Here is a 25,653-nt window from a genome sequence, read left to right on the forward strand (position 1 = left end):
CCGTTGCCCGCCCGCCGACGCCACCGCAGCCCCCGCCCGGGCCCGCCGCCCGAGCGCGTGGTCCTCGACGCCCTCGACCTCGTCGCCGACCCGCCCGTGCGCCCGCTGCCCCACGGCGGCCTGCCCGCCCCGGTGCACCGCGCCTGGCGCGAGCGCCGGCCCGCCGGGCCGCCGGCGCGCCCGGCCACCCTCACGCGCAGCCGCGCGGCCTCCGCCCCGGCGCCGGGTCCCGAGCAGCCGCCCTTCGACTGGCCCGAGGTGCTCCTGACGCTGCACCGCCACCTCGTGCTGCCCGCCGTGGGGCACGGCGCCGAGGTCGCCGCGCTGGGCACCACCGTGCGCCTGACCCGCCTGGACGGCGCCCCGGTCGTGCTCACCGACCCGGCCTCGCGGCTGCGCGCGCACCGGGTCCTCAGCGGGCACCGCGTCGCGCTGGACCCGCACGAGGTGCTCGCCCTGGCCGAGCGGCACGCCGCGCTGCGCCCCTTCCTCGACGCCCACCCGCCGGGCACGCCCCCGGGCCTGCGCCTGGTGCTGGCGGCCGCCGGCGCCGGGCTGGGCGCCGGCGAGATCGCCGCGGCGCACGCCGCCGGTTCGCTGACCCCCGAGGGCGTCGCCCTCCTGGCCGCCCTGGGCGGCGGGTCCCGCGCCGGCGGGGCGCCCGCACCCCGCACCCCGCACACCCCCTGGAGGACGAGCGCGTGAGCCAGCAGCACACCGACACCTGCGACGCGCTGGGCATCGCCCTGCTGGCGAACGTCCCGGTGGTCCTGTGGGGCCCGCCCGGGCAGGGGAAGTCCTCGGTGGTGCGCGAGCTCGCCGAGGGCATGGGCGCGCACCTGGAGACCGTGATCGCCTCCATCCGCGAGCCCAGCGACTTCGCCGGCCTGCCCGTGGTGGACACCGCCTCGGGCACCGCCTCGCTGGCCCCGCCGTCGTGGGCGGTGCGGCTGCGCGACGCGGTCGAGCGCGACGGGCGCGCCGGCGTGCAGTTCTACGACGAGGTCTCCACCGCGCCGCCGGCCACCCAGGCCGCGCTGCTGCGCCCCATCCTGGAGGGCGTGGTCGGCGACCTGCGCCTGCCCGAGCAGGTGCGCACCGTCGCCGCCGCCAACCCCCCGGACGTCGCCGCCGACGGCTGGGACCTGGCCCCGCCCGTGGCCAACCGCTTCCTGCACCTGACGTGGAGCCTGGACGCGGCGACGGTGCGCGAGGGCTTCACCACGGGCTGGCCGCCGGTGGCGGTCCCGCGCGTCGACGCGGCCGAGGTCGCCGCCCAGGTGGCGCGCACCACGGCGCTGGTGGGGGTCTTCCTCGGCTCGCGGCCCGAGCTGGTCACCCGGGTGCCCGGCTCCTCCGCCGACGCCGGCCGCGCCTTCCCCACGCCGCGCTCGTGGGAGATGGCCGCGCGCCTGCACGGGCACGCCGTGGCCGCGGGCGCCAACAGCACCGTGCTGACCCTGCTGCTGGCCGGCACGGTCGGGGTGGCCGCCGCGGGGGAGTTCCTCGCCCACCTGCGCGAGATGGACCTGCCCGACCCCGAGGAGCTGCTGCGCGACCCGGGCTCGTGGGAGGTCGACCCGCGCCGCACCGACCGCACCTACGCGGTGGCGTCCTCGGTGTGGGCGGCGACCGCCGCGCACCCCACCGCCGAGCGCTGGGCGGCCTGCGGGCGCGTGCTGGCCCGCATCGCCGACGCCGGCAGCGCCGACATCGCCTTCTCGCACGGGCGCCGCTGGGCCCGCGAGCGCCCCGAGGGCGCCATGCCCCCGCCGGAGGTCGTCGCCTCCCTCGGCCCGATCCTGACCGAGCTCGGCCTGCTCACCCGCGACGCGTGAGCGCCCGACGCGCGGACCCGCGCCGCACGCCCGCGCGGCGCCCGGCCGCGGGCACCGCGGGGGCGGGGGGCGCTCCGAGCGGTGCCGGGGCGGGGCTGGAGGAGCGCGCCGCGCTGCGCCTGGCCGCCGGGCGCGCCCGCGCCGGCGAGCTCATGCCCTACCTCGGCACCGCGCTGTACGCGGTCACGCCGGTGCCGAACCGCGCGGTGCCCACCGCCGGCATCGACGTGCGCTGGCGCCTGCACTACCACCCCGAGTTCGTCCTGACCCTGGACGTGGCCGAGGTCGTGGGCGTGTGGCTGCACGAGGTCGGCCACGTCCTGCGCGCGCACCACGAGCGCTTCGAGGCCCTGGACGAGCCGCGCGAGCGCCACCCGCTGTTCAACCGCGCCGGCGACTGCACCATCAACGACGACCTGCGCGCGGCCGGGGTGCGCCTGCCCGCCGTCAAGGCCTGGTACCCCGAGCGCGTGCCCGGCGCCGCCGCCGGGATGACCGCCGAGCAGGTCTACCGGCTGCTCGTCGCCGGGCCCGAGGGGCGGCGCCTGGCGGCGGCCTCGCCGTCGCTGCTGCTGCTGCTGCCGGCGACGCTGCGCGACGACCACGGCGTGCCCGCGCGGGTCCTGGCCAGCGCCCGCGAGCCGTTCCTCACCGGCCCCGCCTCCGTCGTCGTGCGCCCCGCGCACGGCGCCGCCGGTGGGGGTGGTGGCGCGGGGACCGGGCCGGTGGCGGTGCACGACGCGCGCACCGCCTCGTTCGACCTGCTGGAGCCGCTGCCGGCCGGCGAGCACGCCGTGGAGCTGACGTGCGCGGGCACCACCGCGCGCGCCACCCTCACCGTGACCGCCCCGGCGCTGACGCTGCGCCCGGACCACCTGCGCCGCAACCGCGGCCCGCGCGAGCGCGTCGTGGCGGTGGGCCGCGGCACCGCGTTCACCGCGGCCTCGGTCGTCGAGGTGCTCGACGCCGCCGGCGCGGTGCTGGACGTCGTCACCGCCGTCGAGCACGTCAGCGCCACGCACCTGGTCCTGCAGACCGGTCCGCTGCCGGAGGGCACCCTGGTGGTGCGGGTGAGCACCGACGGGGAGGTCGTGCGCGCACCGCTGCCGGTGGGCCTGCCGCACCTGGAGCTCAGCCCGGACCGGCTGCCCGCCGGGCACGCGGTGCCCGCGCCGCTGGCCGCCGTCGGCGAGGACGTGCGCCTGGACGCCACCAGCACCGTCGAGGTGCTCGACGCGGCCGGGCGCGCGGTGGCCGGGGCGACCGGGGCGCCGCGCCCGGCCGGGCGCGGCGCGCTGCACCTGGAGGTCACCCGCGCGCTGCCCGAGGGGCGCTACCTGCTGGTGGTGAGCACCGCGGGGGAGCGGGCGGCCGCGACGCTGACGGTCGGCGGGGCGGGCGCCGCCGCGGCCGGGCCCGGTGCGGCCGCGCCCGCCGGGCACGACGACTGCGGCTCCGGCGCCGGCGGCCCGCTGCGCCCCTGGGAGGGCGACGGCAGCGGGCGCGACGCCGCCGGGCGCGACGACGGCAGCGTGGACGCCGGGCGCGCGGAGCTGATCCGGCGGCAGAGCGCACACGAGGTCCTCGAGCACGCCCGCAGCCGCGGCGGGGTGCCCGGCGGCTGGCAGCGCTGGGCCGAGGGCGTGCTGGAGCCGGTGGTCGACTGGCGCCGCGAGCTGCTCAGCGTGACCCGCCGGGTCGCCGCCTCCGTCGCCGGGCTGCGCGACCACACCTACGCGCGCCCCTCGCGGCGCAGCGCCGCGGCGCCGGGGGTGGTGCTGCCCGCGCTGCGCCGCCCGCGGCCGCCGCGCGCGGCGCTGGTCGTGGACACCTCCGCCTCGGTCACCCCGGCGATGCTCGCGCGCGTGCAGGCCGAGGTGCGCGCGCTGCTGCGCCGCACCAGCGGCGGCACGCTGCAGGTGATCGCCTGCGACGCGGCCGCGGGGCCGGCCCGCACGGTGCGCGGCGTGGAGGACCTCGTGCTCACCGGCGGCGGCGGCACCGACCTGCGCGCGGGCCTGGCCGCGGCCGCGGCGCTGCGCCCGCCGGTGGACCTCGTCGTCACCGCCACCGACGGCGACACCCCCTGGCCCGAGGAGCCGCCGCCGCAGAACCCCGGCGCCACCCACGTGGTGCTGCTGCTCGACGGCGAGCGCGAGGGGGTGCCGGCGTGGGTGCGCACCCTCGTGGTGCCCCGCGACGACCCCGGGCGCGGCTGAGGCTCCCGGCGCCTCGTCCGACCGGGCCGAGCTGGGCCGGGTCCTCAGTCGAGCACGGCCTCCTCGCGCGGGTCCCAGCGCCAGGTGAGCTCGCCGAGCTGGGCGCTCGCCGAGCACGGGCCCCCGTGCCCGCGCGGCTGCGCGCACTCCACCCGGAAGCCGTCCATGCCGTCCCGGGCCGTGCCCTCCAGCCACGCCTCCTGCGAGCGCTCGGCCCCCGAGCCGGGCACCGCGCCGCGCTGCACGCCCGGGGCGAGCCCGGCGCCGAAGGCGCGCAGCGTGCGCAGCGCGGCGACGACCTCGGCGACCGGGCCGCCGGGCACCTGCGCCACCCAGCGGCTCGAGGCGCACCGGGCGCCGGAGGCCGCCGGCCCGACGACGACCGCGCGCCCGTCCGGCGCGCGGTGCGTGGCCGTGACCGTCGTGCCGGCCGCCCAGCCGCCGCGCCCGGAGCGCACGAGCACCTCGAAGGAGTCGTCCACGTCGACGACCTGCCCGCGCCGGCGCTTGGTGTAGTAGCGCGGGTAGCGCTCGAAGCCGTCCACCCCCGCGGTGGGCGGTTCGGGCGCGCCGGCGGCGGCGATCCGCCGCTGCTGCCGCGTCCCCTGCTCCTGGACCGGGTCCCACCTGGGCACCGGCCGAGCATCGCACCCGGCGCCGGCGCCGCCCTCAGGCGGGTCGCGGCGGGGCGTGGTCGGCGGGCACGACCTCGTCGGGCACCGGCGGTCCCGGCGGGGTGCCGTCGCCGAAGGGGCGCCCGCCCAGCTGCTCGCGGTGGTGCGGTTCCCACCAGTTCGCGGTGTCCGGCCCCTTCGGCGTGACGCCGGTGGGGTTGATGTCGCGGTGCACCTGGTAGTAGTGCGCCTTGATGTGCACCAGGTCGGTGGTGTCGCCGAACCCCGGGGTCTGGAACAGGTCGCGGAAGTACGCCCACAGCACCGGCATCTCGGTGAGCTTGTGCCGGTTGCACTTGAAGTGCCCGTGGTAGACGGCGTCGAAGCGCGCCAGCGTGGTGAACAGCCGCACGTCGGCCTCGGTGATGGTGTCGCCCACCAGGAAGCGCTGGCGCTCCAGGCGCTCGGAGAGCGCGTCCAGGCGCGCGAAGAGGCGGTCGTAGGCGCGCTCGTACGCCTTCTGGCTGCCGGCGAACCCGGCGCGGTACACGCCGTTGTTCACGTCGCGGAAGACGCCCTCGTTCACCTCGTGGATCTCGTCGCGCAGGTGCTCGGGGTACAGGTCCGGGGCGCCCTCGCGGTGGTGCTCGCGCCACTCGGTGGACAGGTCCAGCGTCATCTGCGCGAAGTCGTTGGTGACCACCTGACCGGTGGCGACCTCCACGATCGCCGGCACCGTGATGCCGCGCGGGTAGTCGGGGAAGCGCGCGAAGTACGCCTCCTGCAGCCGCTCGATGCCCAGCACCGGGTCGCGCCCGCCGGGGTCGAGGTCGAACGTCCAGCTGCGCTCGTCGTGGGTGGGCCCGCAGATGCCCTGCGAGAGCACCGGCTCCAGGCCCAGCAGGCGGCGCACGATGGTGGCCCGGTTCGCCCACGGGCACGCGCGCGCGACCACGAGGCGGTACCGGCCGGCCTCGACCGGGTACCCGTCGCGGCCGTCGGCGGTGATGCGGGTGGTGATGTAGTTCTGGTCGCGCTCGAAGGAACCGCCGGGGTTGACGTACCCGCTCGCGCCGGTGCCGCCGTCGGTCGTCGTGCTCGCCTCGGCCATGCCCCGACGGTATCCCGCGGCCCGCACCGCCGCCCGGCGGCACCGCCCGGTGCCGCCGCTCAGGACACCAGCACCGTCACGGCGTGGATGAGCACGCCCACCAGGGCGCCGACGACGGTGCCGTTGATGCGGATGAACTGCAGGTCGCGCCCGACGAACAGCTCGATGCGCTCGGCGGCGTCGTCGCCGTCCCAGCGCGCGACCGTCTCGGAGATGACCGTGGCCAGCTCCGGGGCGAAGCGGCGCACCACGTGCCCGGCCGCGTCGGTCAGGTGCCGCTCCACGCGCGCGGCGAACGCGGCGTCGTCCACCAGGCGGTGGCCCAGGTCCACCAGCGCCTCGCGGCTGCGGGTGCGCAGCGAGGAGGACGGGTCGGCCAGCGCGTCGTTGAGGTAGCCGCGCACGCTGGTCCACAACCCGGCCAGGGTGTCGGCCAGGCCGGGGGAGCCCAGCAGCCGCCGCTGGAACTCGTCGGCCTTCGCGCGGGTGGCCGCGTCGTGCTGCAGGGCGTCGGCGTAGCGGGCCAGCAGGTCGTCGATCGCCTTGCGCCCGGGGTGCTCGCGGTCGGCGGCCACGTCGTCCACCCAGCGCTGCGCCTCGGTGTGCACCCGCTTGCCCAGGCGCTCGTTGAGCCAGTCCGGCGCCCACAGCGGGGCGCGCTCCTCCACCAGGCGGCGCACCGTCGCCTCGTTGGCGCGCAGCCAGCGCTGCGCCTCGGCGAGCGTGAGGTCGACCACCGGGTGGTGGGTGCCGTCGCGCACCACCTCGCCCAGCAGCCGGCCCAGCACCGGGCTCCACGGCTCGGCCGCCAGGCGGCGCACGACCACCTGGTCCAGCACGCCGGTGACCTCCTCGTCGCGCAGGACGCCCAGCGCGCCGGTGAGCACGGTGGCGGCCTCGTCGACGACCCGCTCGGCCCCGCCGCGCCCGTGCAGCCACGCGCCCACCCGCGCCGGCACCCCGGCGCGCGCGACCTTGTCGCGCACCACGTCCTCGGCCAGGAAGTTCTCCGCGACGAACTGCTCCAGGCTCTTGCCCAGGGCCTCCTTGCGCCGCGGGATGAGCGCGGTGTGCGGCACCGGCAGCCGCAGCGGGTGCCGGAAGAGCGCCGTGACGGCGAACCAGTCGGCCACCGCGCCGACCATCGCGGCCTCGGCGCCGGCGTTGACGAACCCCCACGCACCGGTGCGCCCGAGCGTGGCGGCGTACACCAGCGCGGCCACCGCGAGCAGGCTCGTGGCCACCACCCGCATCCGCCGCAGCCCGCGGCGGCGCTCGGCGTCACCGGCCCGGTCGCCGGGCGTGGCCAGGCGCGGGGCCGCGGCGGGCGGGCCCGGCGGGCTCGGCGGGCTCGGCGGGGCGGGGCGCGTCGTGCTGCTCACCGCGCCATCCTCGCCCACGTCCCGGCCCCCCGCCCCGCGCGCCGGCCCGGCCCTCGGGGCGGCGCCCCCATCCCCCCGCGCCGGGCCCGCCGGCGTCGAGGGCCCTGCGGCTGGCCCCGGGTCCGACGTTCGTCGCGGCGTGCGCGCGGGTAGCGTGCGTCGACGTGCCAGACCCGGTCGCCGGCGACCCGCCCGAGCCCCCCGCCCCCTCCCCGCCCGACGACGGCACCCTCGCGCCCGGTGCCGCGGCCGCCCCCGTGGCCCTGCCGGGGCAGGACCCGCGGGAGGCGGCGCGCACCGTCTTCGGCGAGCTCGGCGAGCTCCCCCACGTGCCCCACCTGCCGCAGCTGCCCGGGCGCGGGCCCGGCGCCGACCCGGTGGGCCGCACCGCCGCGCTGCTGGTGGACCTGCCGGTGGACCTGCAGCCGTCGGGGTGGCGCTTCACCGACGCCCCCGGCCGCGACGCCCAGCGCGCCGCCGCCCACCTGCGCGCGGACCTCGACGAGCTCGCCGAGGCCGCCGAGGGCTGGCGCGGCCCGCTCGCGCTGAGCCTGCTGGGCCCGTGGTCGCTGGCCGCCGCCGTCGAGCTGCACCGCGGCGAGCGCAGCGCCTCCGACCCGGGCGCGCGCCGCGACGTGGTCGACTCCCTGGCCGAGGGCGCGGCCGCCCACGTCGCCGACGTGCGCCGCCTGGTGCCCGGCGCCCGGCCCGTGGTGCACCTGGAGGAGCCCTCCCTGCAGGCGGTGCTCGCCGGGCGGCTGCCCACGCAGTCCGGCTACGGCACCCTGCGCGCGGTGGACCGCGCCGAGGTGCGCGCCGGTCTGCGCGCCGTGCTGGACGCGGTGCGCGCCGCCGGCGCGGCGGCGGTGGTGCGCCTGGCCCCGGAGGAGGCGCCGCTGGCGCTGGTGCGCGAGGCCGGCGCGGACGGCGTCGCGCTCGACGTCACCGCGCTGGGCGCGCACGCCTGGGAGTCGCTGGCGGCCACCGTCGAGGACGGCCTGCGCCTGTGGGCCGGTGCCCTGCCGGCGGCGGCCGCGCCGCCGGCCGTGGCCGCGCTCGTCGACGCGGTGCGCGTGCCGTGGCGGCGCGTGGGCCTGCCGGCGCAGGGGCTGGCCGACGTGGTGCTCACCCCCGCCGGCTCGCTGCAGCAGCTGCCCCCGGCGGCGCTGCGCCCCGTGCTGGGCCGGCTGCGCGAGGCGGCCGCGGCGCTGGCGGAGGCCTCCGGTGACTGAGCGGGGCGGCGCGGGCGGCGCGGGCGGCGCCGGCGGTGCGGGCCCGGTGTTCCGCGAGGCGGTCCTCCAGGACGTGCCCGCGGTGGTTGAGCTGGTGGAGTCCGCCTACCGCGGGGAGTCCAGCCGCGCCGGGTGGACCACCGAGGCGGACCTGCTGGACGGCCGGCGCACCGACGCGGCGGGGGTCGCCGCGATCGTGCAGGACCCCGACGCGGTGCTCCTGCTGGCCGAGCGGCCCGCGGGGCAGCCCACCGGTGGGCCCGCCGGTGACCTCGCCGGTGACCCCTCGGGTGCGCGGCTGCTGGGCTGCTGCGAGCTGCGCCCGGCGGGTCGGGCGGCCTACTTCGGGATGTTCGCGGTGCGCCCGCTGCTGCAGGGCGCCGGCGTCGGCGGGCTGCTGCTGGCGCACGCCGACGCCGAGGCGGTGCGCCGCTGGGGCTCGGGCGCGATCGAGATGACCGTGATCGCCCAGCGCACCGACCTGCTCGCCTGGTACGCGCGGCGCGGCTTCACGCCCACGGGGGAGCGCCGGCCGTTCCCGCACGGCGACGAGCGCTTCGGCGTCCCGCGCCGCGACGACCTCGAGTTCGTGGTGCTGCGCCGGGCGACCGGCGCCGCGCCCGGCGCCGCGTCCTCCGCCGCGCCCGGCGCGTGAGCGTCCCCGGCCGCCGCGCCGGCGGCCGGGGACGCTCGCGCGGCCTCAGCGCCCGCGCGAGGGGCGCAGGTCGGCCTGCACCTCGATGGTGAGGAACTCGTCGTCGTCGGGCACCCCGGGGGTGCGGCCGGCGGAGAACGGGAAGTTGTTGTCGTTGCCCACGACGATCGAGTGCTCACCGGCGACGTCGACGCTCTCGATCGTCTGGAACGGGAACGTGACGTAGCCGGAGGCGGCGCTGAGCTCGGCGGCGACGCCGTCCGGGTCGGGCACCGCCATGAGGTTGACCAGCTGCGTCTTCAGCGGGTGCCCGGCCGCGTCGGTGCGGCTGGTGTCCAGGAGGAACACCGCCTTGAACACCGCGGTGGGGCCCTGGCCGTTGTCGCGCTCGAGCACGAGGTAGCGGTGGTCGTCGACGCGGGTGAAGTCGCCGATGGCGTTCCTCGGCGACTCCAGGCGGTAGGTGAACGCCTGGCCGCGGTAGCGGTGCTGCTGGGTGTCGTAGCGCAGCACGCGCAGGTCCTGCGGGTCGTCGCCGGCCACCGGGCCCTCGAGCATCGGGAACAGGTAGCGACCGTCGCGCGAGATCGCCATGCCCTCGAAGCCCTTGCTGCCGGCCAGGTTCGGCTCGGCGTCGCCCAGGGTGGGGTTGTCCGGGGAGGCCACGCCCGGCAGCGGCACCGGCGCCTCGAGCAGGCGGCCGGAGGCGTCGGTGTGCAGCAGGTAGGGCCCGAACTCCTCGCCGAACCAGAACGTGCCGTCGGGGGCGCGGCGGAAGGACTCGGGGTCGAAGTCGGCGCCGGTCAGGCGGCGGTCGGCGCGCGTCAGCGGCCACGGCACCCGCCCGTCGGGGTCGGAGAGGGTGAAGCCGCCGGGCACGACCGCCACGGAGCCGTCCTCGGCCGGGCGCAGCCGGTGCACGGCCAGCAGGAAGTCGGCGCTGTTGGCCTTCGCGCCGTAGCCGTTGTCCGAGAGCACCAGCCAGGTGCCGTCGGGCTGCACGAGGTTGCCGGAGAAGCCCTGGACGGGCTGGGCCTCGAAGGGCACCGCCACGCCGTTGGCGCTGGCGATGAGCGTCCCGCTGGGCACGCGCTCGCCGAACGTGGCGGCGGGCAGGACGTGGCGCTCGAGCAGGCGGGCGGACTGGGCGGGGGTGTCGCGGTCCCAGCGGTCGCGGCCGGCCTCGGCCGGGACGGCCAGGACGGCGGCGGCGGTGGCGCCGGCGAGCGTGGCGCCGGCGAGGGCGAGGGCGGTGGAGCGGCGCGGTCGGGGGGTCACGGGCGGCGACGCTAGGGCAGCGGCCCGCACCGCCGGTGGGCCGCCGGGCGGACGCGGGGTGAACGCTGCGCACCCGGGCGGTGACCCTCGCCCGGCGCGTGTCGGGGCCGCGCGGCAGGATGGGCCCGTGAGCCAGAGCGCCGAGAGCACCGCCGGGGACCTGCCGGGGGCGGACGTGCCCGCCGCCGCGCGGCACCGCTGGGAGGAGCTGGTCCAGCGGATCGAGGCGGCCCGCTTCGCCTACTACGTACGCGACGCCTCGCCGCTGAGCGACGCGGAGTACGACGGGCTGGAGCGCGAGCTGCGCGCGCTGGAGGACGAGCACCCGGCGCTGCGCACCCCGGACTCCCCGACGCAGACGGTCGGCGGGACGTTCTCCACCGAGTTCACCGCGGTGGACCACCCCGAGCGGATGCTCAGCCTGGACAACGCCTTCTCCACCGACGAGCTCGCCGCCTGGGCGGCGCGGGTGGAGAAGGAGGTCGGTGCCGGCGCGCGGTACCTGTGCGAGCCGAAGATCGACGGCCTGGCCGTCGACCTGGTGTACGAGGACGGGAACCTCGTGCGCGGCGTCACCCGCGGCGACGGGCGCACCGGCGAGGACGTCACCCTGAACGTGCGCACGATCTCCGACGTCCCGCAGCGCCTCGCGGGCGAGGATCTGCCGGAGTTCCTGGAGGTGCGCGGGGAGGTCTTCTTCCACGTCGCGGCGTTCGAGGAGCTCAACGCCCGCGTCATGGACGCCGGCAAGCCGCCGTTCGCCAACCCGCGCAACGCCGCGGCCGGCTCGCTGCGGCAGAAGGACCCGCGCGTGACCGCCTCGCGCCCCCTGCGCCTGCTCGTGCACGGCATCGGCGCGCGCCGCGGCATGGAGAACGCCACCCAGTCCGAGGCGTACGCCAGGCTCGCCTCCTGGGGGCTGCCGACGTCCCCGCGGGCGAAGGTCGTCGACACCCTGCCCGAGGTCGCCGAGTACGTGCGCTACTACGGCGAGCACCGCCACGACGTGGAGCACGAGATCGACGGCGTCGTCGTCAAGGTCGACCAGGTGCCGCTGCAGCGGCGCCTGGGCGCCACCTCGCGCGCGCCGCGCTGGGCCATCGCCTTCAAGTACCCGCCGGAGGAGGTGACCACGAAGCTGCACGACATCCGCGTCAACGTCGGGCGCACCGGCCGCGTCACCCCGTTCGCGTTCCTCGAACCCGTCAAGGTCGCCGGGTCCACCGTGCAGCTGTCCACGCTGCACAACGCCGACGAGGTCAAGCGCAAGGGCGTGCTCATCGGCGACACCGTCGTGGTGCGCAAGGCCGGCGACGTCATCCCCGAGGTCGTGGGCCCCGTGGTGGACCTGCGCACCGGCGACGAGCGCGAGTTCGTCTTCCCCACCGAGTGCCCCGAGTGCGGCACGGCGCTGCGCCGCGAGCGCGCCGACGACGTCGACATCCGCTGCCCCAACGCGCGCAGCTGCCCCGCCCAGGTGCGCGAGCGCATCTTCCACGTCGCCGGCCGGGGTTCCTTCGACGTCGAGGCGCTGGGCTACGAGGCGGCCACCGCGCTGCCGCAGGCGGGCGTGGTCACCGACGAGGGCGACCTGTTCGACCTCACCGAGGAGGACCTGCTGCGGGTGCCGCTGTTCACGAACAAGAACGGCACCCTGTCGGCCAACGGGCGCCGGCTGCTGGCGAACCTGGAGGCGGCGAAGTCGCAGCCGTTGTGGCGGGTGCTGGTGGGGCTGTCCGTCCGGCACGTCGGTCCCACCGCCGCGCGGGCCCTGGCGGGCCGGTTCGGCTCGTTCGAGGCGATCGAGGCCGCCTCGCTGGAGGAGCTCGCCGCCACCGAGGGCGTCGGGCCCACCATCGCCGAGGCGGTGCGCGAGTGGCTGGAGGTGGACTGGCACCGCGCCGTGGTCGACAAGTGGCGCCGCGCCGGCGTGCGCATGGAGGACGAGCGCGACGAGTCCACCCCGCGCACGCTGGAGGGCCTGACCGTCGTCGTCACCGGGTCGCTGTCGGGGTTCACCCGCGACGAGGCCAAGGAGGCGGTCCTGGCCCGCGGCGGGAAGGCCAGCGCCAGCGTGTCGAAGAAGACGAGCTTCGTCGTCGTCGGCGACGCGCCCGGCTCCAAGGCGGACAAGGCCGAGCAGCTGGGCGTGCGCGTCCTCGACGAGGACGGTTTCCGCGCGCTGCTGGACGGCGGCCCCGAGGCGGTCGCCGAGGACGCCCCCGAGGACGCGGACGGCGCGGACGGCGCGCAGGACCCGGACGGCGCGCACGACCCGGACGGCGCGGGGGTCGCGGGGGGCGCGTCGGCGGGCTGAGCCGGTTCAGCGGCGCAGCACGAGCACGCAGCACTTCGCGCCGCCACCGCCGCGCAGCAGCTCCGAGAGGTCCACGGGCACGGGCACGTACCCGCGCTGTTCGAGCTGCTGCGCGTAGCGCTGCGCGCGCGGGGAGAGCACGACGTGGCGCCCGTCGCTGACGGCGTTCATGCCCAGCACCCGCGCGGTGTCCTCGTCGGTGCGCAGCGCCTGCGGGAACAGCTCCTGCAGCACCTGCCGCGAGGCCTCGTCGAAGGCGCCGGGGAAGTACGCCACGTCCGGGTGCGCGGGGTCGTCGTCCAGCACGGTCAGGGCGGTGTCCAGGTGGTAGAAGCGCGGGTCCACCAGCCGCAGCGACGTCACCGGCCGGCCCAGCACCTCCTCGACCTCGCGGTGCGCGGCGGGCTCGGTGCGGAACCCGTACCCGCCCAGCAGGTGCTCGCCCACGACGAGCAGGTCGCCCTCGCCCTCGTTGACGTGCGCGGGGCGGTGCACCGGTCCCAGGCCGTGCTCCTCCAGCCAGCGCGCGTACGCCTCGGCCTCCCCGCCGCGCTCGGGGTGGGCGAAGCGCACCCCCACCGAGCCCTGCGCCGCGACCAGCGCGCCGTTGGCGGCGTAGACCATGTCGGGCAGGCCGGGCACGGCCGGCACCACGTCCACCTCGTGGCCCAGCCGCTGCAGCTCGGCGCGCAGCCGCTCCCACTGCGCCAGCGCGCGGGCGGGGTCCACGGGCGTGGCCGCGTCCATCCACGGGTTGATTTCGTAGGAGACGGTGAAGTGCTCGGGGCGGCACATCAGCAGGTGCAGCCGGCGCGCGAGGCGCTCGGTGCGCCGCGCGGGGGAGGTCGTCGTCACGCGCTCGACCGTACGAGCCGGGACCGGCGGCGGCGCGGCGACCCGTGCGACCCGTGCGACCCGCGCCGGGGTGGCGCCGGGAGCCCATCGGTGATCGGGTGGTGGGTCGGGCAGCCGGGCCCCGGGACGGGAGGGGCGCAGTGGTGGTCGGCCAGGACGGGGCACCGGGTGGTGGGCGGCTCGCGCCCCTGCCCGCGCCGGACTACCGGCGGGTCTTCGACGAGACCCCGGCGCCGCTGCTGCTGCTGACGCCGGACCTCGTCATCGTGCACGCCAACCGCGCCCGGCTGGAGGCCACCGCCACCGTGCTGGAGGAGCAGGTGGGCCGGCACCTGTTCGAGGTCTTCCCCGTGAACCCCGACGACCCCGGCGCCGACGGCCTGCGCAACCTGCGCGCCTCGCTGGAGCTGACGCGCGAGAGCCGGCGCCCGCAGACGATGGCGCTGCAGAAGTACGACATCCCCGTGCCCGGGGGCGGTTTCGAGGAGCGCTTCTGGAGCCCGCGCAACGTGCCGCTGCTCGACGACGACGGCGAGGTGGTGCTGCTGCTGCACCGCTCCGACGACATCACCGACTACGTCCGCGACCGCGAGGCGGCCCGGCGGGCGGTGGCCGAGGGGCGCCAGTGGTCCGAGCGCGTGCAGCAGGTGGAGTCCGACCTGTTCGAGCGCACCCGCGAGCTGGAGGAGCTCAACGCGCAGCTGCGCCGCTCCGGCGAGCGCGAGCGGCGCACCGCCCGGCGCCTGGAGGGCCTGGCCGAGGCCGCCTCCGGGCTGGCCGCGGCCCAGGACCTGCCGGACCTGCTGCGCCGGCTGGGGCGGCACGCCCGCGCCGCCACCGGCGCCGACGTCGTCGTGGTGGCGCTGCGCGACGAGGACGAGCTGCACCTGACGTTCCTGGCGGAGGAGAGCGCGGCGGAGGACCCCGCGGCGGGCGGGTCCGCGGCGGGCGGGTCCGCGGCGGGCGCGGCGCGGGACGAGCCGCCCTCGGCCCGCCTGCCCCTGGGCGCCGACGTGCCCGTCGCCGCCGCCGCGCGCGGGCGCACGGTGCTGCTGCCCGAGGGGTGCGAGCACGCCGCCGCCGTCCCGCTGCCCCGTGCGCAGGGCCTGCCGGCGTGGGCGGCCCTGCCGCTGTCCACCGGCGGGGGCGCCCTGCTCGGCTCGCTGGCCGTCGGCTGGGCGGTGCCGCAGGCGCTGGAGGAGGAGGAGGTGCGGCTGCTGCGGGCCTTCGCCGCCCAGTGCGCCCAGGCCCTGGAGCGGGTGCGGCGGCTGGCCGAGGAGCGACGCCGGGCGCGCGCGGCGCGCTCCCTGGCCGAGACCCTGCAGCGCTCGCTGCTGACCGAGCCGCCGCAGCCGGACCACCTGCGCCTGGCGGTGCGCTACCTGCCCGCGGCGCAGGAGGCGCAGGTGGGCGGGGACTGGTACGACGCCTTCCTCACCCGCGACGGCTCGACCACCCTCGTCATCGGCGACGTCACCGGCCACGACAGGGCGGCGGCCGCTGAGATGGGGCAGTTGCGCGGGGTGCTGCGCGGTGTCGCCCAGGCCGTGACCGGCTCGCCGGGGAAGGTCATGAGCACCTTCGACCGGGCCCTGCAGCAGCTGGGGGTGACGACCCTGGCCACCGCCGTCCTCGCGCGCGTGGAGCAGACCCCGGCGGAGCGGGTCGCGGGGCTGCGCACGCTGCGCTGGACCAACGCCGGGCACCCCCCGCCGCTGCTGCTCGAACCCGGCCGCGCGCCGCGGTTCCTGCACGCCCCCGCCGACGTCCTGCTGGGCCTGGCCCCCGAGGCCGAGCGTGGCGACCACGCCGAGCCGCTGGTGCCGGGCGCGACGGTCCTGCTGTACACCGACGGGCTCGTCGAGCGGCGCGACGAGGTCCTCGACACCGGCCTGGAGCGGCTGGCGCGGGCGGCCGCGGAGCTGGTGCACCTGCCGCTGGAGGAGTTCGTCGACGCCCTGCTCGAGCGCGCCGTGCCCGAGCCGGGCGACGACGTGGCCGTGGTGGCGCTGCGGGCCCACCCCGAGGACCGCCCGGCACCGCGGGGGCGGCGGTGAGCGCGGCGCCGGCACCGCCGCCGCCCGGCTCGACGCTGCGGGTGGCGAGCCGGGCGCGCTCGCGCGCGGTGCTGCTCGTGCGCCGCGCCGCGGTGGTCGTCCTGCTCGCCGTGGTGCTCGCCGGGGCGGCCGGGCTGTTCGGGGTGCGCAGCGCCACGGCCACCGCCTCCGGCGGCGGCTACGAGCTGCGGCTGACGTACCCGCGCACCGCGCGCGCCGGGCTGGACGCCCCCTGGCAGCTGCGCGTGCGCGCCGAGCGCGGTTTCGGCGACTCCGTCGTCGTGGCCGTCACGGCCGACTACTTCGACGTGTGGGAGCAGCAGGGCTGGGTGCCGGCCGCCGCGAGCGAGACCGCCGACGGCGAGTGGTACCTGCTGACCTTCGACCCGCCGCCGGGCGACGTCTTCGAGCTCACCTTCGACGGGTACCTGCAGCCGGGCAGCCAGCTCGGCCGCGACGGGCGCGTCGCGATCGTCGTCGACGGCCGCCGCGCGGTGGAGGTCCCGTTCTCCACCTGGCTCGCGCCGTGACCCGCCCACCCCGTGAAGGAGGTCCGCCGTGGAGATCGTCGTCCGCGCCGTCCTGGTGTTCTTCTTCCTGTGGGGCATCACCCGCCTCACGGGCCGCTCCTCGCTGGGCGAGCTGAGCGCCTTCCAGCTCATCCTCTACACCGCCATGGGCGACCTGGCGCAGCAGGCGGTCACGCAGCAGGACTTCTCGCTGACCTCCGTGGTGCTCACCATCGGCACCTTCACGCTCCTCACGCTGGCCCTGTCGTGGGTCCAGGTGCGCTTCCCGCGCTCGCGGCCGGTGGTCCACGGCCGTCCCGTCGTCGTCGTGCGCGACGGCGAGCCGGACCTCGCGGTCCTGAGCGAGGAGCGCATGTCGCTGGACGACCTGCTGGCCAGCGCCCGCCAGCAGGGCATCCGCCGCCTGTCCGGGGTCGAGCTGGCGGTGCTGGAGACCGACGGCGACGTGTCGTTCTTCTCCGCCCTCGACGACGACGGCGGGGAGGACGGTGCCGCGCGGGACGCCGGGCCCGTCGGCTGAGCGGCGCGCCGCTCGGCCGGCGGGCCCGGGACCGCGGTCCTCAGCCCTTGACGGAGCCGGCCAGCAGCCCGCGCACGAAGAAGCGCTGCAGGCCCAGGAACACCGCCACCGGCACGGCCATGGCGATGAAGGCGCCCGGCGCCAGCAGGAACCACGCGTTGCCGCGGGTGCCGGCCAGGTCGGCGATCGCCGACGTCAGCGGCGTCGCGCCGCCGCCGGCGAACGTCAGGGCCACGAGCAGGTCGTTCCACACCCACAGGAACTGGAACACCGCGAACGCCGCGATCGCCGGGACGAGCAGCGGCAGCAGCACCCGGAAGAAGATCGTCACGTGCCCGGCGCCGTCCATGCGCGCGGCCTCCACCAGCGAGGCGGGCACGTCCTTCATGAAGTTGTGCAGCAGGAAGATCGCCAGCGGCAGGCCGAACATCGTGTGCGAGAGCCACACCGTCCAGAAGGACCCCGCGATGCCGACGTCCACGTACAGCCGCAGCAGCGGGATGAGGGTGACCTGCAGGGGGACCACCTGCAGCGCGAAGACGGTCACGAAGAGGACCTCGCGGCCCCGGAAGGGGATCCACGCGAAGGCGTAGGCCGCCAGCAGCGCCAGGGTGATGGGGATGAGCACGGCCGGGATCGTGATGACGAAGGTGTTGACGAAGCTCTCGCCGAGCCCGGTGTCCAGCGCCGAGGTGTAGTTGTAGCCGGTGAACAGCGGCCTGGTGAAGGCGTTCCACCAGCCGTCGGCCTGGATGTCGTTCTGCACCCGCAGGCTGGTCACGAACAGCCCCAGGGTGGGGATCGTCCACAGCACGGCGATGAGCAGCGCGATGACGGAGGCGGCCGGCGAGCTGAGGCGGTTCTTGGCGGCCACCGCCCGCTTCTCCGCGCGCGTCAGCCGGCGCGGGGCCGGCTCGACCTGCGCGGTGCCCGTCGTGACGGTCCGCGTGGTGTCGGTCTGCCCGCTCACCGGACCTCCTCCGCCATGCGCAGCTGCCGCACGTTGTAGACGATGATCGGGACGACGAGGACGAAGAGCAGGACGGCCAGCGAGGCGCCGAGGCCCTCGTTGAACTGCCGGAAGGCCTGCGAGTAGAACTCGCTGGCCACCACCGCCGTGCCGAACTGCCCGCCCGTCATGACGTAGACGAGGTCGAAGACCTTCAGCGTGCCGATGGCGACGGTGGTCAGCACCACGACCAGCGCCGGCCGGATGCTGGGCACGGTCACCGAGCGGAACATCTGGAAGGCGCTGGCGCCGTCGAGGCGGGCCGCCTCGACGATGTCGTCGGAGATCGCCTTGATGGAGGCCGACAGCACCGTCATCGCGAAGCCGGCGTTGATCCAGACCATGACGACGATGATGAACAGCGTGTTCCACGGCGAGGTGAGCAGGAACTGGTACGGCTCCAGGCCCAGCCACACGAGGAGCTGGTTGAGCAGGCCGATCTGCTCGATGCCCGGCTGGTCGGGGCGGTACTCGTACACGAAGCGCCAGATCAGGCCGGCCGCGACGCCCGAGATCGCCATGGGCAGAAAGATGAGCGCCTTGGCCAGCGCCTCGAACCGGGTGCGGTCGACCAGGTAGGCGTAGACCAGGCCGAAGGCGGTGGAGACCAGCGGCACCAGCACCACCCACAGCACGGTGTTGCGCAGCACCAGCTGCAGGCCGTCGGTGGTGAAGACCTGCCGGTAGTTGTCCAGCCGCACGAAGCTCGCGCCGTCGGGCGACCTCAGCGACAGCCACAGCGTGTTCAGGGCGGGGTAGACCAGGCCGACGCCCACGAGCAGCAGGGCCGGTCCGACGAAGCCGGCGACCACGACCCAGGTGGGGACCCGCTTGGGGCGGTCGACGGCGAAGAGGATGAGCGCCATCACCGCCGCGAAGGCGACGACGGCGAAGAGCATGAGGGCGAGCTTGTGGGCGGTGCTGTCGGCGTCGAGCAGCCAGTCCACCGGGGACCTCCTCGTCGAGGTGGGGGCGTGGCGGGGGAGGGGGCGGGGGCCGGGCACCGCCGCGCGGTGCCCGGCCCGTGCGCCGCGGTCAGCGCGGCCAGGCGGCCTCGATGTTGTCGAGCGTCGTCCGCGTGTCCTGGCCGTTGGCGATCCACGCCGTCAGCTCGCGCCACTCCGCCGCCGCACCGACCGCGGCGGGCATGAGGTCGGAGGCGTCGAAGCGGAAGGTGACGGACTCGTCCTGCAGCTGCTCGGCCGCCAGGCGGTCGATCGGGCTGGCGAGGTTCTCCACGTCCAGGCCGGTGTTGGCGCTCAGCCAGCCGGGACCGCTGGCCTGCGCCTTGAGGTTGGCCCACTCGGCGGTGGAGAGGTAGTACTGCAGCGCCTGCACCTCGGGGCGGTCGTCGAACGCGGCGACGAACTCACCGCCGCCGAGGACCGCCTGCCCGACCTCGGAGCCGATCGTGGGGAAGGGGAAGGCGAAGACGTCGCCGTCCTCGCCCACCTCGGTGCCCGTGGGCCAGTTGGCCTGGTAGAACGACGCCTGCCGGTGCAGCCAGCAGTTGCCCTGGGTGATCGGCACGCCGGCGTCCTGGAACGTCGTGGTGGCGATGGAGGACACGTCGCCGAAGCCGCCGTTGACGTAGGCGGGGTTGCGCAGGATCGAGCCGACGCGGTCCAGCGCCGCCACGATGCGCGGGTCGTTGAAGGGGATCTCATGCGCGATCCACTGGTCGTACACCTCGGGGCCGGACTCGCGCAGGACGACGTCCTCCAGCCAGTCGGTGGCCGGCCAGCCGGTCGCCTCGGCCGAGCCGATGCCGGCGCACCACGGCTTGACGTCGGGGTCGTCCTGCACCATCCGGTCGGTCAGGGCGATCATCTCGTCCCACGTCTGCGGGACTTCGTAGCCGGCCTCGGCGAACGCCGAGGGCGAGTACCACACGAACGACTTCGTGTTCGCCCCCAGCGGCGCGGCGTAGAACGTGCCGTCCACCGAGCCGTACTCGCGCCAGGCCTCGCTCCAGTTCTCGTCGACGTTGTCCGCCACGGCCTGCGGCGGCGCGACCACCTGGCCGGTGGAGACCATCTGGGCCAGCAGGCCCGGTTGCGGCAGGAAGGCGATGTCGGGGGCGTTGCCGCTCTGCACGCGCACCGGCAGCTGCGCCTCGAACTGGCGCGAGCCGTTGTAGTTCACCGCGATGCCGGTGCACTCGGTGAAGGGCGCGAAGGTGTCGATGAACGGCTGGTCCTCGGGCGTGACGATCGAGGTGTAGATCTCCACCTCGGTGCCGTCGAGGTCGGAGCCGAACTGCTCGAACTGCGCGCAGTCGATCTCGCTGCTGGTCACGTCGGTGCCGCCGCCGGCGCCCTCGTCGACGCCGGCCTCCTCGGCCGTGGCGCAGCCGTTGACGGCGATCACCAGCCCCAGGCCGCCGGCCAGCAGCGCCAGGCGGCGGGCGCGGGTCAGGACGGTCATCAGTGCTCTCCTCTCGAGCGCGGCTCCGTTGCCGCGCTTGACCGGGCCATTCTGGACCACCGCCCGCGCCGCCGCACCGGTGGGTGCGGTCACGAGTCGGGAACGGCGGGCGCGGCGCGCACCGCGGGCGGGTGCGACGAGCGGCCGATGCGCCCGGCCGCCGCGCGCGGGGACACTGCGCCGGTGAGCACGCCTGAACGCCCCCCGGCCGGCGCCGCCGGTCCCAACGGCCCCACCGGCCCCGCCAGCTCCGGGAGCCCCGCCGGTCCCGCCGGTCCCGCCGGCGCGCCCGCCACCGCGCCCGAGGTCCTGCCGCTGCGCGAGGCCGCCCGCCTGCTCCTGCCGCACCTGCGCCCGCACCGGCGCGCGATCGGCGCCGCGGTCGTGCTCTCGCTGGTGGGCGCGCTGACCGCGCTGGCGCAGCCGCTGGGGGTGGCCGCGGTGGTGCGGGTCGTGCAGGACGGCTCGCCCGTGGCGCCGGTGGCCTCCCTGCTGGTGGCCGTGGTGCTCCTGGGCGCGCTCACCGACGGCGTGCGCCAGTACCTGCTCGAGCGCGCCGGGGCCGGGGTGGTGCTGGCCGTGCGCACCTCGCTGGTCTCGCGGCTGGCGCACCTGACCGTCGCCGCGCGCGACGCGCGCACCTCCGGGGACCTGCTCTCGCGCGTCTCCGGCGACACCACGGCCCTGTCCGCGGTGGTCACCTCCGGCCTGTTCGACCTCGTGGCCACGGTCCTGACGTTCCTGGGCGCGCTGGTGCTCATGGCCCGCCTCGACGCGGTGCTGCTGGCGGTGACGCTGGCGGCGATCGCGGTGGCCGGCACGGCGATCGCGCTGGCCTCCAGCAGGCTGGGCCGCCTGACGCTGGCCACCCAGGCGGAGGTGGGCGCGATGAGCTCGGCGGTCGGGCGGGTCCTGGGGGCGCTGCGCACCCTGCGCGCGGCCGGGGCCACCGAGCGCGAGCTGGCCGGCGTGGTCGCCGCCGCCGGTCGCGCCCGCGACGCGGCGGTGCGCGCCTCGCGGGTGCGCGCGCTGCTGGGACCGGCGATGCAGGTGGCCGTGCAGGGCGCGTTCGTCGTCGTGCTGGGCTTCGGCGGCGCGCGCGTGGCCTCCGGCGCCACGGGCGTGGCCGAGCTCGTCGGCTTCGTGCTGCTGCTGTTCACCCTCGTGGCGCCGCTGGGCCAGCTGGTGCAGACCTGGACCGTCGTGCAGGCCGGCGTGGCGGCGCTGACCCGCGTCGACGAGGTGCTGCGCCTGCCCGTCGAGCGCGACGAGCCGCGCACCCCCGCACCCGCTGCGCCCGTCGCCGTGCCCGCCGCTGCCGTGCCCGCGCCCCGGCCGGGCGCGGCGCCGCTGCTGGAGTTCGCCGACGTCGCCTTCTCCTACCCGGACGGCACCGCGGCCCTGCGGGGGGTGAGCTTCGCGGTGCCGCGCGGCACCCGCACCGCGCTGGTGGGCCCCTCCGGCGCCGGCAAGTCCACGCTGCTCGGCCTCGTCGAGCGCTTCCACGAGGTCGACGCCGGCAGCGTGCGCCTGGGCGGGGTGGACGTGCGCGACCTGCCGCTGCCGGCGCTGCGCGCCCGCCTGGGCTACGTCGAGCAGGACGCCCCCGTCCTGGCCGGCACCCTGCGCGAGAACCTCGTCCTGGGCGCGCCGGGCGCCGGCGACGAGGAGGTCCTGGCCGTGCTCGACGCCGTCGGGCTGCGCGAGCTGGCCGAGCGCGGCCCCGGCCTGGACGCCGAGGTCGGCGAGCGCGGCGTGCTGCTCTCCGGCGGGCAGCGCCAGCGCCTGGCCATCGCCCGCACCCTGCTGGCGCCGGGGGAGCTGCTGCTGCTCGACGAGCCCACCGCCAGCCTGGACGCGCGCAACGAGGCGCTGCTGCGCGAGGCGCTGGCCGCCGCCGCCGACCGGCGCACCCTCGTCGTCGTCGCGCACCGGCTCTCCACCGTCGTCGACTCCGACCAGATCGTCGTGCTGGAGGAGGGGCGCGCCACCGCCGCCGGCACCCACGCGCAGCTGCTGGAGCGCTCCCCGCTGTACCGCGAGCTCGCCGCCACGCAGCTGCTCGTGGGGCCCGCCTAGACTGACCGACCGTGTCCGCGATATCCCGTCCCGAGGTCGAGCACCTCGCGCGCCTGGCGCGCATCGACATGACCGACGAGGAGCTGGACCGCATGGCCGGCCAGCTCGGGGCGGTGCTCGACGCCGTGCAGCAGGTCGCCGCCGCGGTGGGCGACGACGTGCCGGCGACCTCGCACCCCGTGCCCCTGACCAACGTCACCCGGCCCGACGTCGTGCGGCCCGGGCTGAGCGCCGAGGAGGCGCTCGCGGGCGCCCCCGAGTCCGAGGACGGGCGCTTCCGCGTCCCGCAGATCCTGGAGGAGGACGCGTGAGCGGCGTCGCCGAGCTGGTCCACTGGGACGCCGCGCGCCTGTCGGAGGCCCTGCGCGCGCGCGTCGTCTCCTCCGAGGAGGTCGTGCGCGCCCACCTGGAGCGCATCGAGGCCGTCGACGGGCCCACCTCCGGGCCCAACCCCGACGGGGTGCACGCCTTCCTGCACGTCGACGCGGAGGGGGCGCTCGCGCGCGCCCGGCAGGTCGACGCCGACCGCGCCGCCGGTGCGGTGCTCGGCCCGCTGGCCGGGGTGCCCATCGGCGTCAAGGACGTGCTGACGACGCGCGGCATGCCCACCACGTGCGGCTCGCGCATGCTCGAGGGCTGGGTGCCCCCGTACGACGCCACGGTGGTGCGCGAGCTGCACGCCGCCGGGCTGGTGGTGCTGGGCAAGACGAACATGGACGAGTTCGCGATGGGCTCGACCACCGAGCACTCCGCGTTCGGCCCCACCCGCAACCCCTGGGACCCCACCCGCGTGCCCGGCGGCTCCGGCGGCGGCTCGGCCGCGGCGCTGGCCGCCTTCGAGGCGCCCCTGACGGTCGGCTCGGACACCGGCGGCTCCATCCGCCAGCCGGCCGCCCTGACCGGCACCGTCGGCGTCAAGCCCACCTACGGCGGCGTCTCGCGCTACGGCCTGGTGGCGCTGGCCAGCTCGCTGGACCAGGCCGGGCCGTGCGCGCGCACGGTGCTGGACACCGCGCTGCTGCACGCCGTCATCGGCGGGCACGACCCGTACGACTCCACCTCGATCCCCGCGCCCGTGCCCGACGTGGTCGGCGCCGCGCGCGCCGGCGCCACCGGCGACCTGGGCGGCGTGCGGGTGGGCGTCGTGCACGAGCTGTCCGGCGAGGGCTACGAGCCCGGCGTCCTGGCCCGCTTCGGCGAGGCCCTGGACGAGCTGCGCGCCGCCGGCGCGGAGGTCGTCGAGCTGAGCCTGCCCAACCTCGTGCACGCGCTGGCCGCGTACTACCTCATCCTGCCCAGCGAGGCGTCGAGCAACCTGGCCAAGTACGACGGCATGCGCTACGGCCTGCGGGTGACGCCCGAGGGCTCGGGCGTGACCGCCGAGCAGGTCATGCGCGCCACGCGCGCGGCCGGCTTCGGCGACGAGGCCAAGCGGCGGATCGTCCTGGGCACCTACGCGCTGTCGGCGGGCTACTACGACGCCTACTACGGCAGCGCGCAGAAGGTGCGCACCCTCGTGCAGCGCGACTTCGCCGCCGCGTTCGCGCAGGTGGACGTGCTGGTCTCCCCGACGGCGCCGACCGTGGCGTACCGGCTGGGGGAGAAGCTGGACGACCCGCTGGCGATGTACGCCGGCGACGTGGCCACCATCCCGGCCAACCTCGCGGGCATCCCCGGCATGTCGCTGCCGGTGGGCCTGTCCGACGGGCTGCCGGTGGGGCTGCAGGTGCTGGCCCCGCAGCAGGCCGACGACCGGCTGTACCGGGTGGGCGCCGCCCTGGAGGCGCGGCTGGACGCGAGGCGGGGCGGTCCGTTCCTCGCGCAGGTCCCGGAGTGGAAGGGGGTGTCGGCGTGAGCGCCACGAGCGTGGACCTCGTCGACTACGACGAGGCCGTCGCGCAGTTCGACCCGGTGCTGGGCCTGGAGGTCCACGTCGAGCTGTCGACGGTGACGAAGATGTTCTCCGCGGCCCCGACGGAGTTCGGCGCGCCGCCGAACACGCAGGTGGACCCGGTCTCGCTGGGCCTGCCCGGCGCGCTGCCCGTGCTCAACGCCAAGGCGCTGGAGTCGGCGGTGCGCATCGGCCTGGCGCTGAACTGCTCCATCGCGCGCAGCTGCCGGTTCGCCCGGAAGAACTACTTCTACCCGGACATGCCGAAGAACTTCCAGACGTCGCAGTACGACGAGCCGATCGCGTTCGACGGCTGGCTGGACGTCGACGTGCCCGCCAGCGAGGACGGCTCGAAGCCGGCCTTCACCTACCGGGTGCTCATCGAGCGCGCCCACATGGAGGAGGACACCGGCAAGTCGCTGCACGTGGGCGGCTCCACCGGGCGCATCCACGGCGCGGAGTACTCCCTGGTGGACTACAACCGCGCCGGCATCCCGCTCATCGAGATCGTCACCCGGCCCCTGACCGGCACCGGTGACCGCGCCCCGGACGTCGCGCGCGCCTACGTCGCGGCGCTGCGCGACCTGCTGCGCGCGCTGGACGTCTCGGACGTGAAGATGGAGCAGGGCTCGCTGCGCTGCGACGTGAACCTCTCGCTGCGCCCCTCGCCCGACGCGCCCCTGGGCACCCGCTCGGAGACGAAGAACGTCAACTCGCTGCGCTCGGTGGAGCGGGCCGTGCGCTACGAGGTCAGCCGGCACGCCGCCGTGCTGCGCTCGGGGGCGAAGGTGGTGCAGGAGACGCGGCACTGGCACGAGGACACGGGCCTGACGACCCCGGGCCGGGAGAAGTCCGACGCGGAGGACTACCGCTACTTCCCCGAGCCGGACCTGGTGCCGATCGTGCCGGACCCGGCGTGGGTGGAGCAGCTGCGCGCCACGCTGCCCGAGCCGCCGGCGCAGCGGCGCAAGCGGCTGCAGGCGCAGTGGGGCTTCTCGGACCTGGAGATGCGCGACACCGTCAACGCCGGTGCCGTGGACCTGGTCGAGGCCACCGTCGCCGCCGGCGCCTCGCCGGCCGGGGCCCGCAAGTGGTGGACGGGGGAGCTGTCGCGGCGCGCCAACGCCGAGGGCGTGGAGCTGGGCGCGGTGGGCGTCGGCCCGGCGCAGGTCGCCGAGCTGCAGGCGCTCGTCGAGGCCGGCACCCTCACCGACCGCCTGGCGCGCGAGGCGCTGGAGGGCGTGCTCGCCGGTGAGGGCAGCGCGGCCGAGGTCGTCGAGGCGCGCGGGCTGGCCGTCGTCTCCGACGAGTCCGCGCTCGTGGCCGCGGTCGACGCCGCGATCGCCGCGAACCCCGGGGTGGTGGAGAAGATCCGCGGCGGCAAGGCGCAGGCCGCCGGCGCCCTCATCGGCGCGGTGATGAAGGAGATGCGCGGCAAGGCCGACGCCGCGCGCGTGCGCGAGCTGGTCGTCGAGCGCGTCGGCGGCTGAGCTCCCGCCCCGCGCACCCGCGGCGCCGGTCCCACACCCGCGGGACCGGCGCCGCGGCGCGTCCGGGGTGCGCACCCGGCACGCACCGGGTGCCGATCCGCTGCGCGCCGGGTGCGGATCCGCCGCGTGCCGGGTGTGCACGCTGCGTG

21 protein-coding genes are annotated in these 25,653 nt (G+C 77.0%); 13 read left to right on the forward strand and 8 right to left on the reverse strand.

The annotated features are described in order from the left end of the window. Positions 1-57 precede the first annotated feature (57 nt). The 3 genes from ACRYMN_RS08180 to ACRYMN_RS08190 are packed head-to-tail and all read left to right on the forward strand — an operon-like array spanning position 58 to position 4,057. Positions 58-705, forward strand: a complete 648-nt coding sequence (locus ACRYMN_RS08180; RefSeq protein WP_432493839.1) for a hypothetical protein — start codon at positions 58-60, stop codon at positions 703-705. Beyond that, a complete protein-coding gene (locus ACRYMN_RS08185; RefSeq protein WP_432493841.1) occupies positions 702-1,838 on the forward strand; it encodes an AAA family ATPase in 1,137 nt (378 codons plus the stop codon). Before ACRYMN_RS08180 ends, ACRYMN_RS08185 begins: the two co-directional genes overlap by 4 nt. Beyond that, entirely contained in the window at positions 1,835-4,057 is a 2,223-nt protein-coding gene (locus tag ACRYMN_RS08190) for a DUF2201 family putative metallopeptidase (RefSeq protein ID WP_432493843.1), read from the forward strand. The genes ACRYMN_RS08185 and ACRYMN_RS08190 overlap by 4 nt, the downstream gene beginning before the upstream one ends. Before the next feature lie 44 nt (positions 4,058-4,101). On the opposite strand, the gene ACRYMN_RS08195 is transcribed toward ACRYMN_RS08190, so the two are convergent. From ACRYMN_RS08195 to ACRYMN_RS08205, 3 genes are read right to left on the reverse strand one after another with little or no spacing between them, the layout of a single operon-like run. After that, entirely contained in the window at positions 4,102-4,692 is a 591-nt protein-coding gene (locus tag ACRYMN_RS08195; protein ID WP_432493845.1) for a hypothetical protein, read from the reverse strand. A gap of 34 nt (positions 4,693-4,726) precedes the next feature. Further along, the gene (locus tag ACRYMN_RS08200) at positions 4,727-5,782 is read right to left on the reverse strand and encodes a glutathione S-transferase family protein (RefSeq protein ID WP_432493847.1); all 1,056 of its coding nucleotides are present in this window, start codon (positions 5,780-5,782) and stop codon (positions 4,727-4,729) included. A 59-nt stretch (positions 5,783-5,841) separates the two neighbouring features. Then, positions 5,842-7,164 (reverse strand): DUF445 domain-containing protein, encoded by a 1,323-nt coding sequence (locus ACRYMN_RS08205; protein WP_432493849.1) that lies wholly within the window; start codon positions 7,162-7,164, stop codon positions 5,842-5,844. Positions 7,165-7,328: 164 nt separating this feature from the next. Between ACRYMN_RS08205 and ACRYMN_RS08210 the strand changes: the two genes are divergently transcribed. Beyond that, on the forward strand, positions 7,329-8,396 hold the full coding sequence (locus ACRYMN_RS08210) for a uroporphyrinogen decarboxylase/cobalamine-independent methonine synthase family protein (RefSeq protein WP_432493851.1): 1,068 nt from the start codon (positions 7,329-7,331) through the stop codon (positions 8,394-8,396). Then, positions 8,389-9,051, forward strand: a complete 663-nt coding sequence (locus tag ACRYMN_RS08215; protein ID WP_432493853.1) for a GNAT family N-acetyltransferase — start codon at positions 8,389-8,391, stop codon at positions 9,049-9,051. The genes ACRYMN_RS08210 and ACRYMN_RS08215 overlap by 8 nt, the downstream gene beginning before the upstream one ends. Before the next feature lie 45 nt (positions 9,052-9,096). Here the strand turns inward: ACRYMN_RS08215 and ACRYMN_RS08220 are convergent, their stop codons facing one another. Further along, positions 9,097-10,329 carry an esterase-like activity of phytase family protein gene (locus ACRYMN_RS08220; protein ID WP_432493855.1) on the reverse strand — a complete coding sequence of 411 codons (1,233 nt, stop codon included), beginning with the start codon at positions 10,327-10,329 and terminating at the stop codon, positions 9,097-9,099. Positions 10,330-10,456: 127 nt separating this feature from the next. Between ACRYMN_RS08220 and ligA the strand changes: the two genes are divergently transcribed. Further along, positions 10,457-12,646 carry an NAD-dependent DNA ligase LigA gene (ligA, locus tag ACRYMN_RS08225; protein WP_432493857.1) on the forward strand — a complete coding sequence of 730 codons (2,190 nt, stop codon included), beginning with the start codon at positions 10,457-10,459 and terminating at the stop codon, positions 12,644-12,646. 6 nt (positions 12,647-12,652) lie between these two features. Here ligA and ddaH read toward each other — a convergent pair whose 3' ends face one another. Then, the gene (gene ddaH, locus ACRYMN_RS08230; protein ID WP_432493859.1) at positions 12,653-13,501 is read right to left on the reverse strand and encodes a dimethylargininase; all 849 of its coding nucleotides are present in this window, start codon (positions 13,499-13,501) and stop codon (positions 12,653-12,655) included. A 143-nt stretch (positions 13,502-13,644) separates the two neighbouring features. Here ddaH and ACRYMN_RS08235 point away from each other — a divergent pair, with 143 nt between their 5' ends. Genes ACRYMN_RS08235 through ACRYMN_RS08245 form a run of 3 tightly spaced genes read left to right on the forward strand, consistent with a single transcriptional unit; the run spans position 13,645 to position 16,608 of the window. Further along, the gene (locus ACRYMN_RS08235) at positions 13,645-15,558 is read left to right on the forward strand and encodes a SpoIIE family protein phosphatase (protein WP_432493861.1); all 1,914 of its coding nucleotides are present in this window, start codon (positions 13,645-13,647) and stop codon (positions 15,556-15,558) included. Beyond that, positions 15,555-16,088, forward strand: a complete 534-nt coding sequence (locus ACRYMN_RS08240; RefSeq protein WP_432493863.1) for a hypothetical protein — start codon at positions 15,555-15,557, stop codon at positions 16,086-16,088. The genes ACRYMN_RS08235 and ACRYMN_RS08240 overlap by 4 nt, the downstream gene beginning before the upstream one ends. Positions 16,089-16,116: 28 nt before the next feature. Next, positions 16,117-16,608, forward strand: coding sequence for a DUF421 domain-containing protein (locus ACRYMN_RS08245; protein ID WP_432493865.1), 492 nt, complete (start codon positions 16,117-16,119; stop codon positions 16,606-16,608). A gap of 40 nt (positions 16,609-16,648) precedes the next feature. Here the strand turns inward: ACRYMN_RS08245 and ACRYMN_RS08250 are convergent, their stop codons facing one another. From ACRYMN_RS08250 to ACRYMN_RS08260, 3 genes are all read right to left on the reverse strand, one after another. Beyond that, the gene (locus tag ACRYMN_RS08250) at positions 16,649-17,578 is read right to left on the reverse strand and encodes a carbohydrate ABC transporter permease (RefSeq protein WP_432493867.1); all 930 of its coding nucleotides are present in this window, start codon (positions 17,576-17,578) and stop codon (positions 16,649-16,651) included. After that, entirely contained in the window at positions 17,575-18,564 is a 990-nt protein-coding gene (locus tag ACRYMN_RS08255) for a carbohydrate ABC transporter permease (RefSeq protein WP_432493869.1), read from the reverse strand. The genes ACRYMN_RS08250 and ACRYMN_RS08255 overlap by 4 nt, the downstream gene beginning before the upstream one ends. A gap of 88 nt (positions 18,565-18,652) precedes the next feature. Continuing rightward, positions 18,653-20,044 (reverse strand): ABC transporter substrate-binding protein, encoded by a 1,392-nt coding sequence (locus tag ACRYMN_RS08260; RefSeq protein WP_432493871.1) that lies wholly within the window; start codon positions 20,042-20,044, stop codon positions 18,653-18,655. 183 nt (positions 20,045-20,227) lie between these two features. On the opposite strand from ACRYMN_RS08260, the gene ACRYMN_RS08265 reads away from it, so the two are divergent. The 4 genes from ACRYMN_RS08265 to gatB are packed head-to-tail and all read left to right on the forward strand — an operon-like array spanning position 20,228 to position 25,504. Next, positions 20,228-22,123, forward strand: coding sequence for an ABC transporter ATP-binding protein (locus tag ACRYMN_RS08265; RefSeq protein WP_432493873.1), 1,896 nt, complete (start codon positions 20,228-20,230; stop codon positions 22,121-22,123). An 11-nt stretch (positions 22,124-22,134) separates the two neighbouring features. Beyond that, positions 22,135-22,434, forward strand: coding sequence for an Asp-tRNA(Asn)/Glu-tRNA(Gln) amidotransferase subunit GatC (gene gatC / locus ACRYMN_RS08270; protein WP_432493875.1), 300 nt, complete (start codon positions 22,135-22,137; stop codon positions 22,432-22,434). Continuing rightward, positions 22,431-23,978 carry an Asp-tRNA(Asn)/Glu-tRNA(Gln) amidotransferase subunit GatA gene (gene gatA / locus ACRYMN_RS08275; RefSeq protein WP_432493877.1) on the forward strand — a complete coding sequence of 516 codons (1,548 nt, stop codon included), beginning with the start codon at positions 22,431-22,433 and terminating at the stop codon, positions 23,976-23,978. Before gatC ends, gatA begins: the two co-directional genes overlap by 4 nt. Next, the gene (gene gatB / locus ACRYMN_RS08280) at positions 23,975-25,504 is read left to right on the forward strand and encodes an Asp-tRNA(Asn)/Glu-tRNA(Gln) amidotransferase subunit GatB (RefSeq protein WP_432493879.1); all 1,530 of its coding nucleotides are present in this window, start codon (positions 23,975-23,977) and stop codon (positions 25,502-25,504) included. Before gatA ends, gatB begins: the two co-directional genes overlap by 4 nt. Positions 25,505-25,653: the final 149 nt, after the last annotated feature.

It is taken from the genome of Kineococcus gypseus (genome assembly GCF_050871305.1).
GTDB classification, from domain to species: Bacteria; Actinomycetota; Actinomycetes; order Actinomycetales; family Kineococcaceae; genus Kineococcus; species Kineococcus gypseus.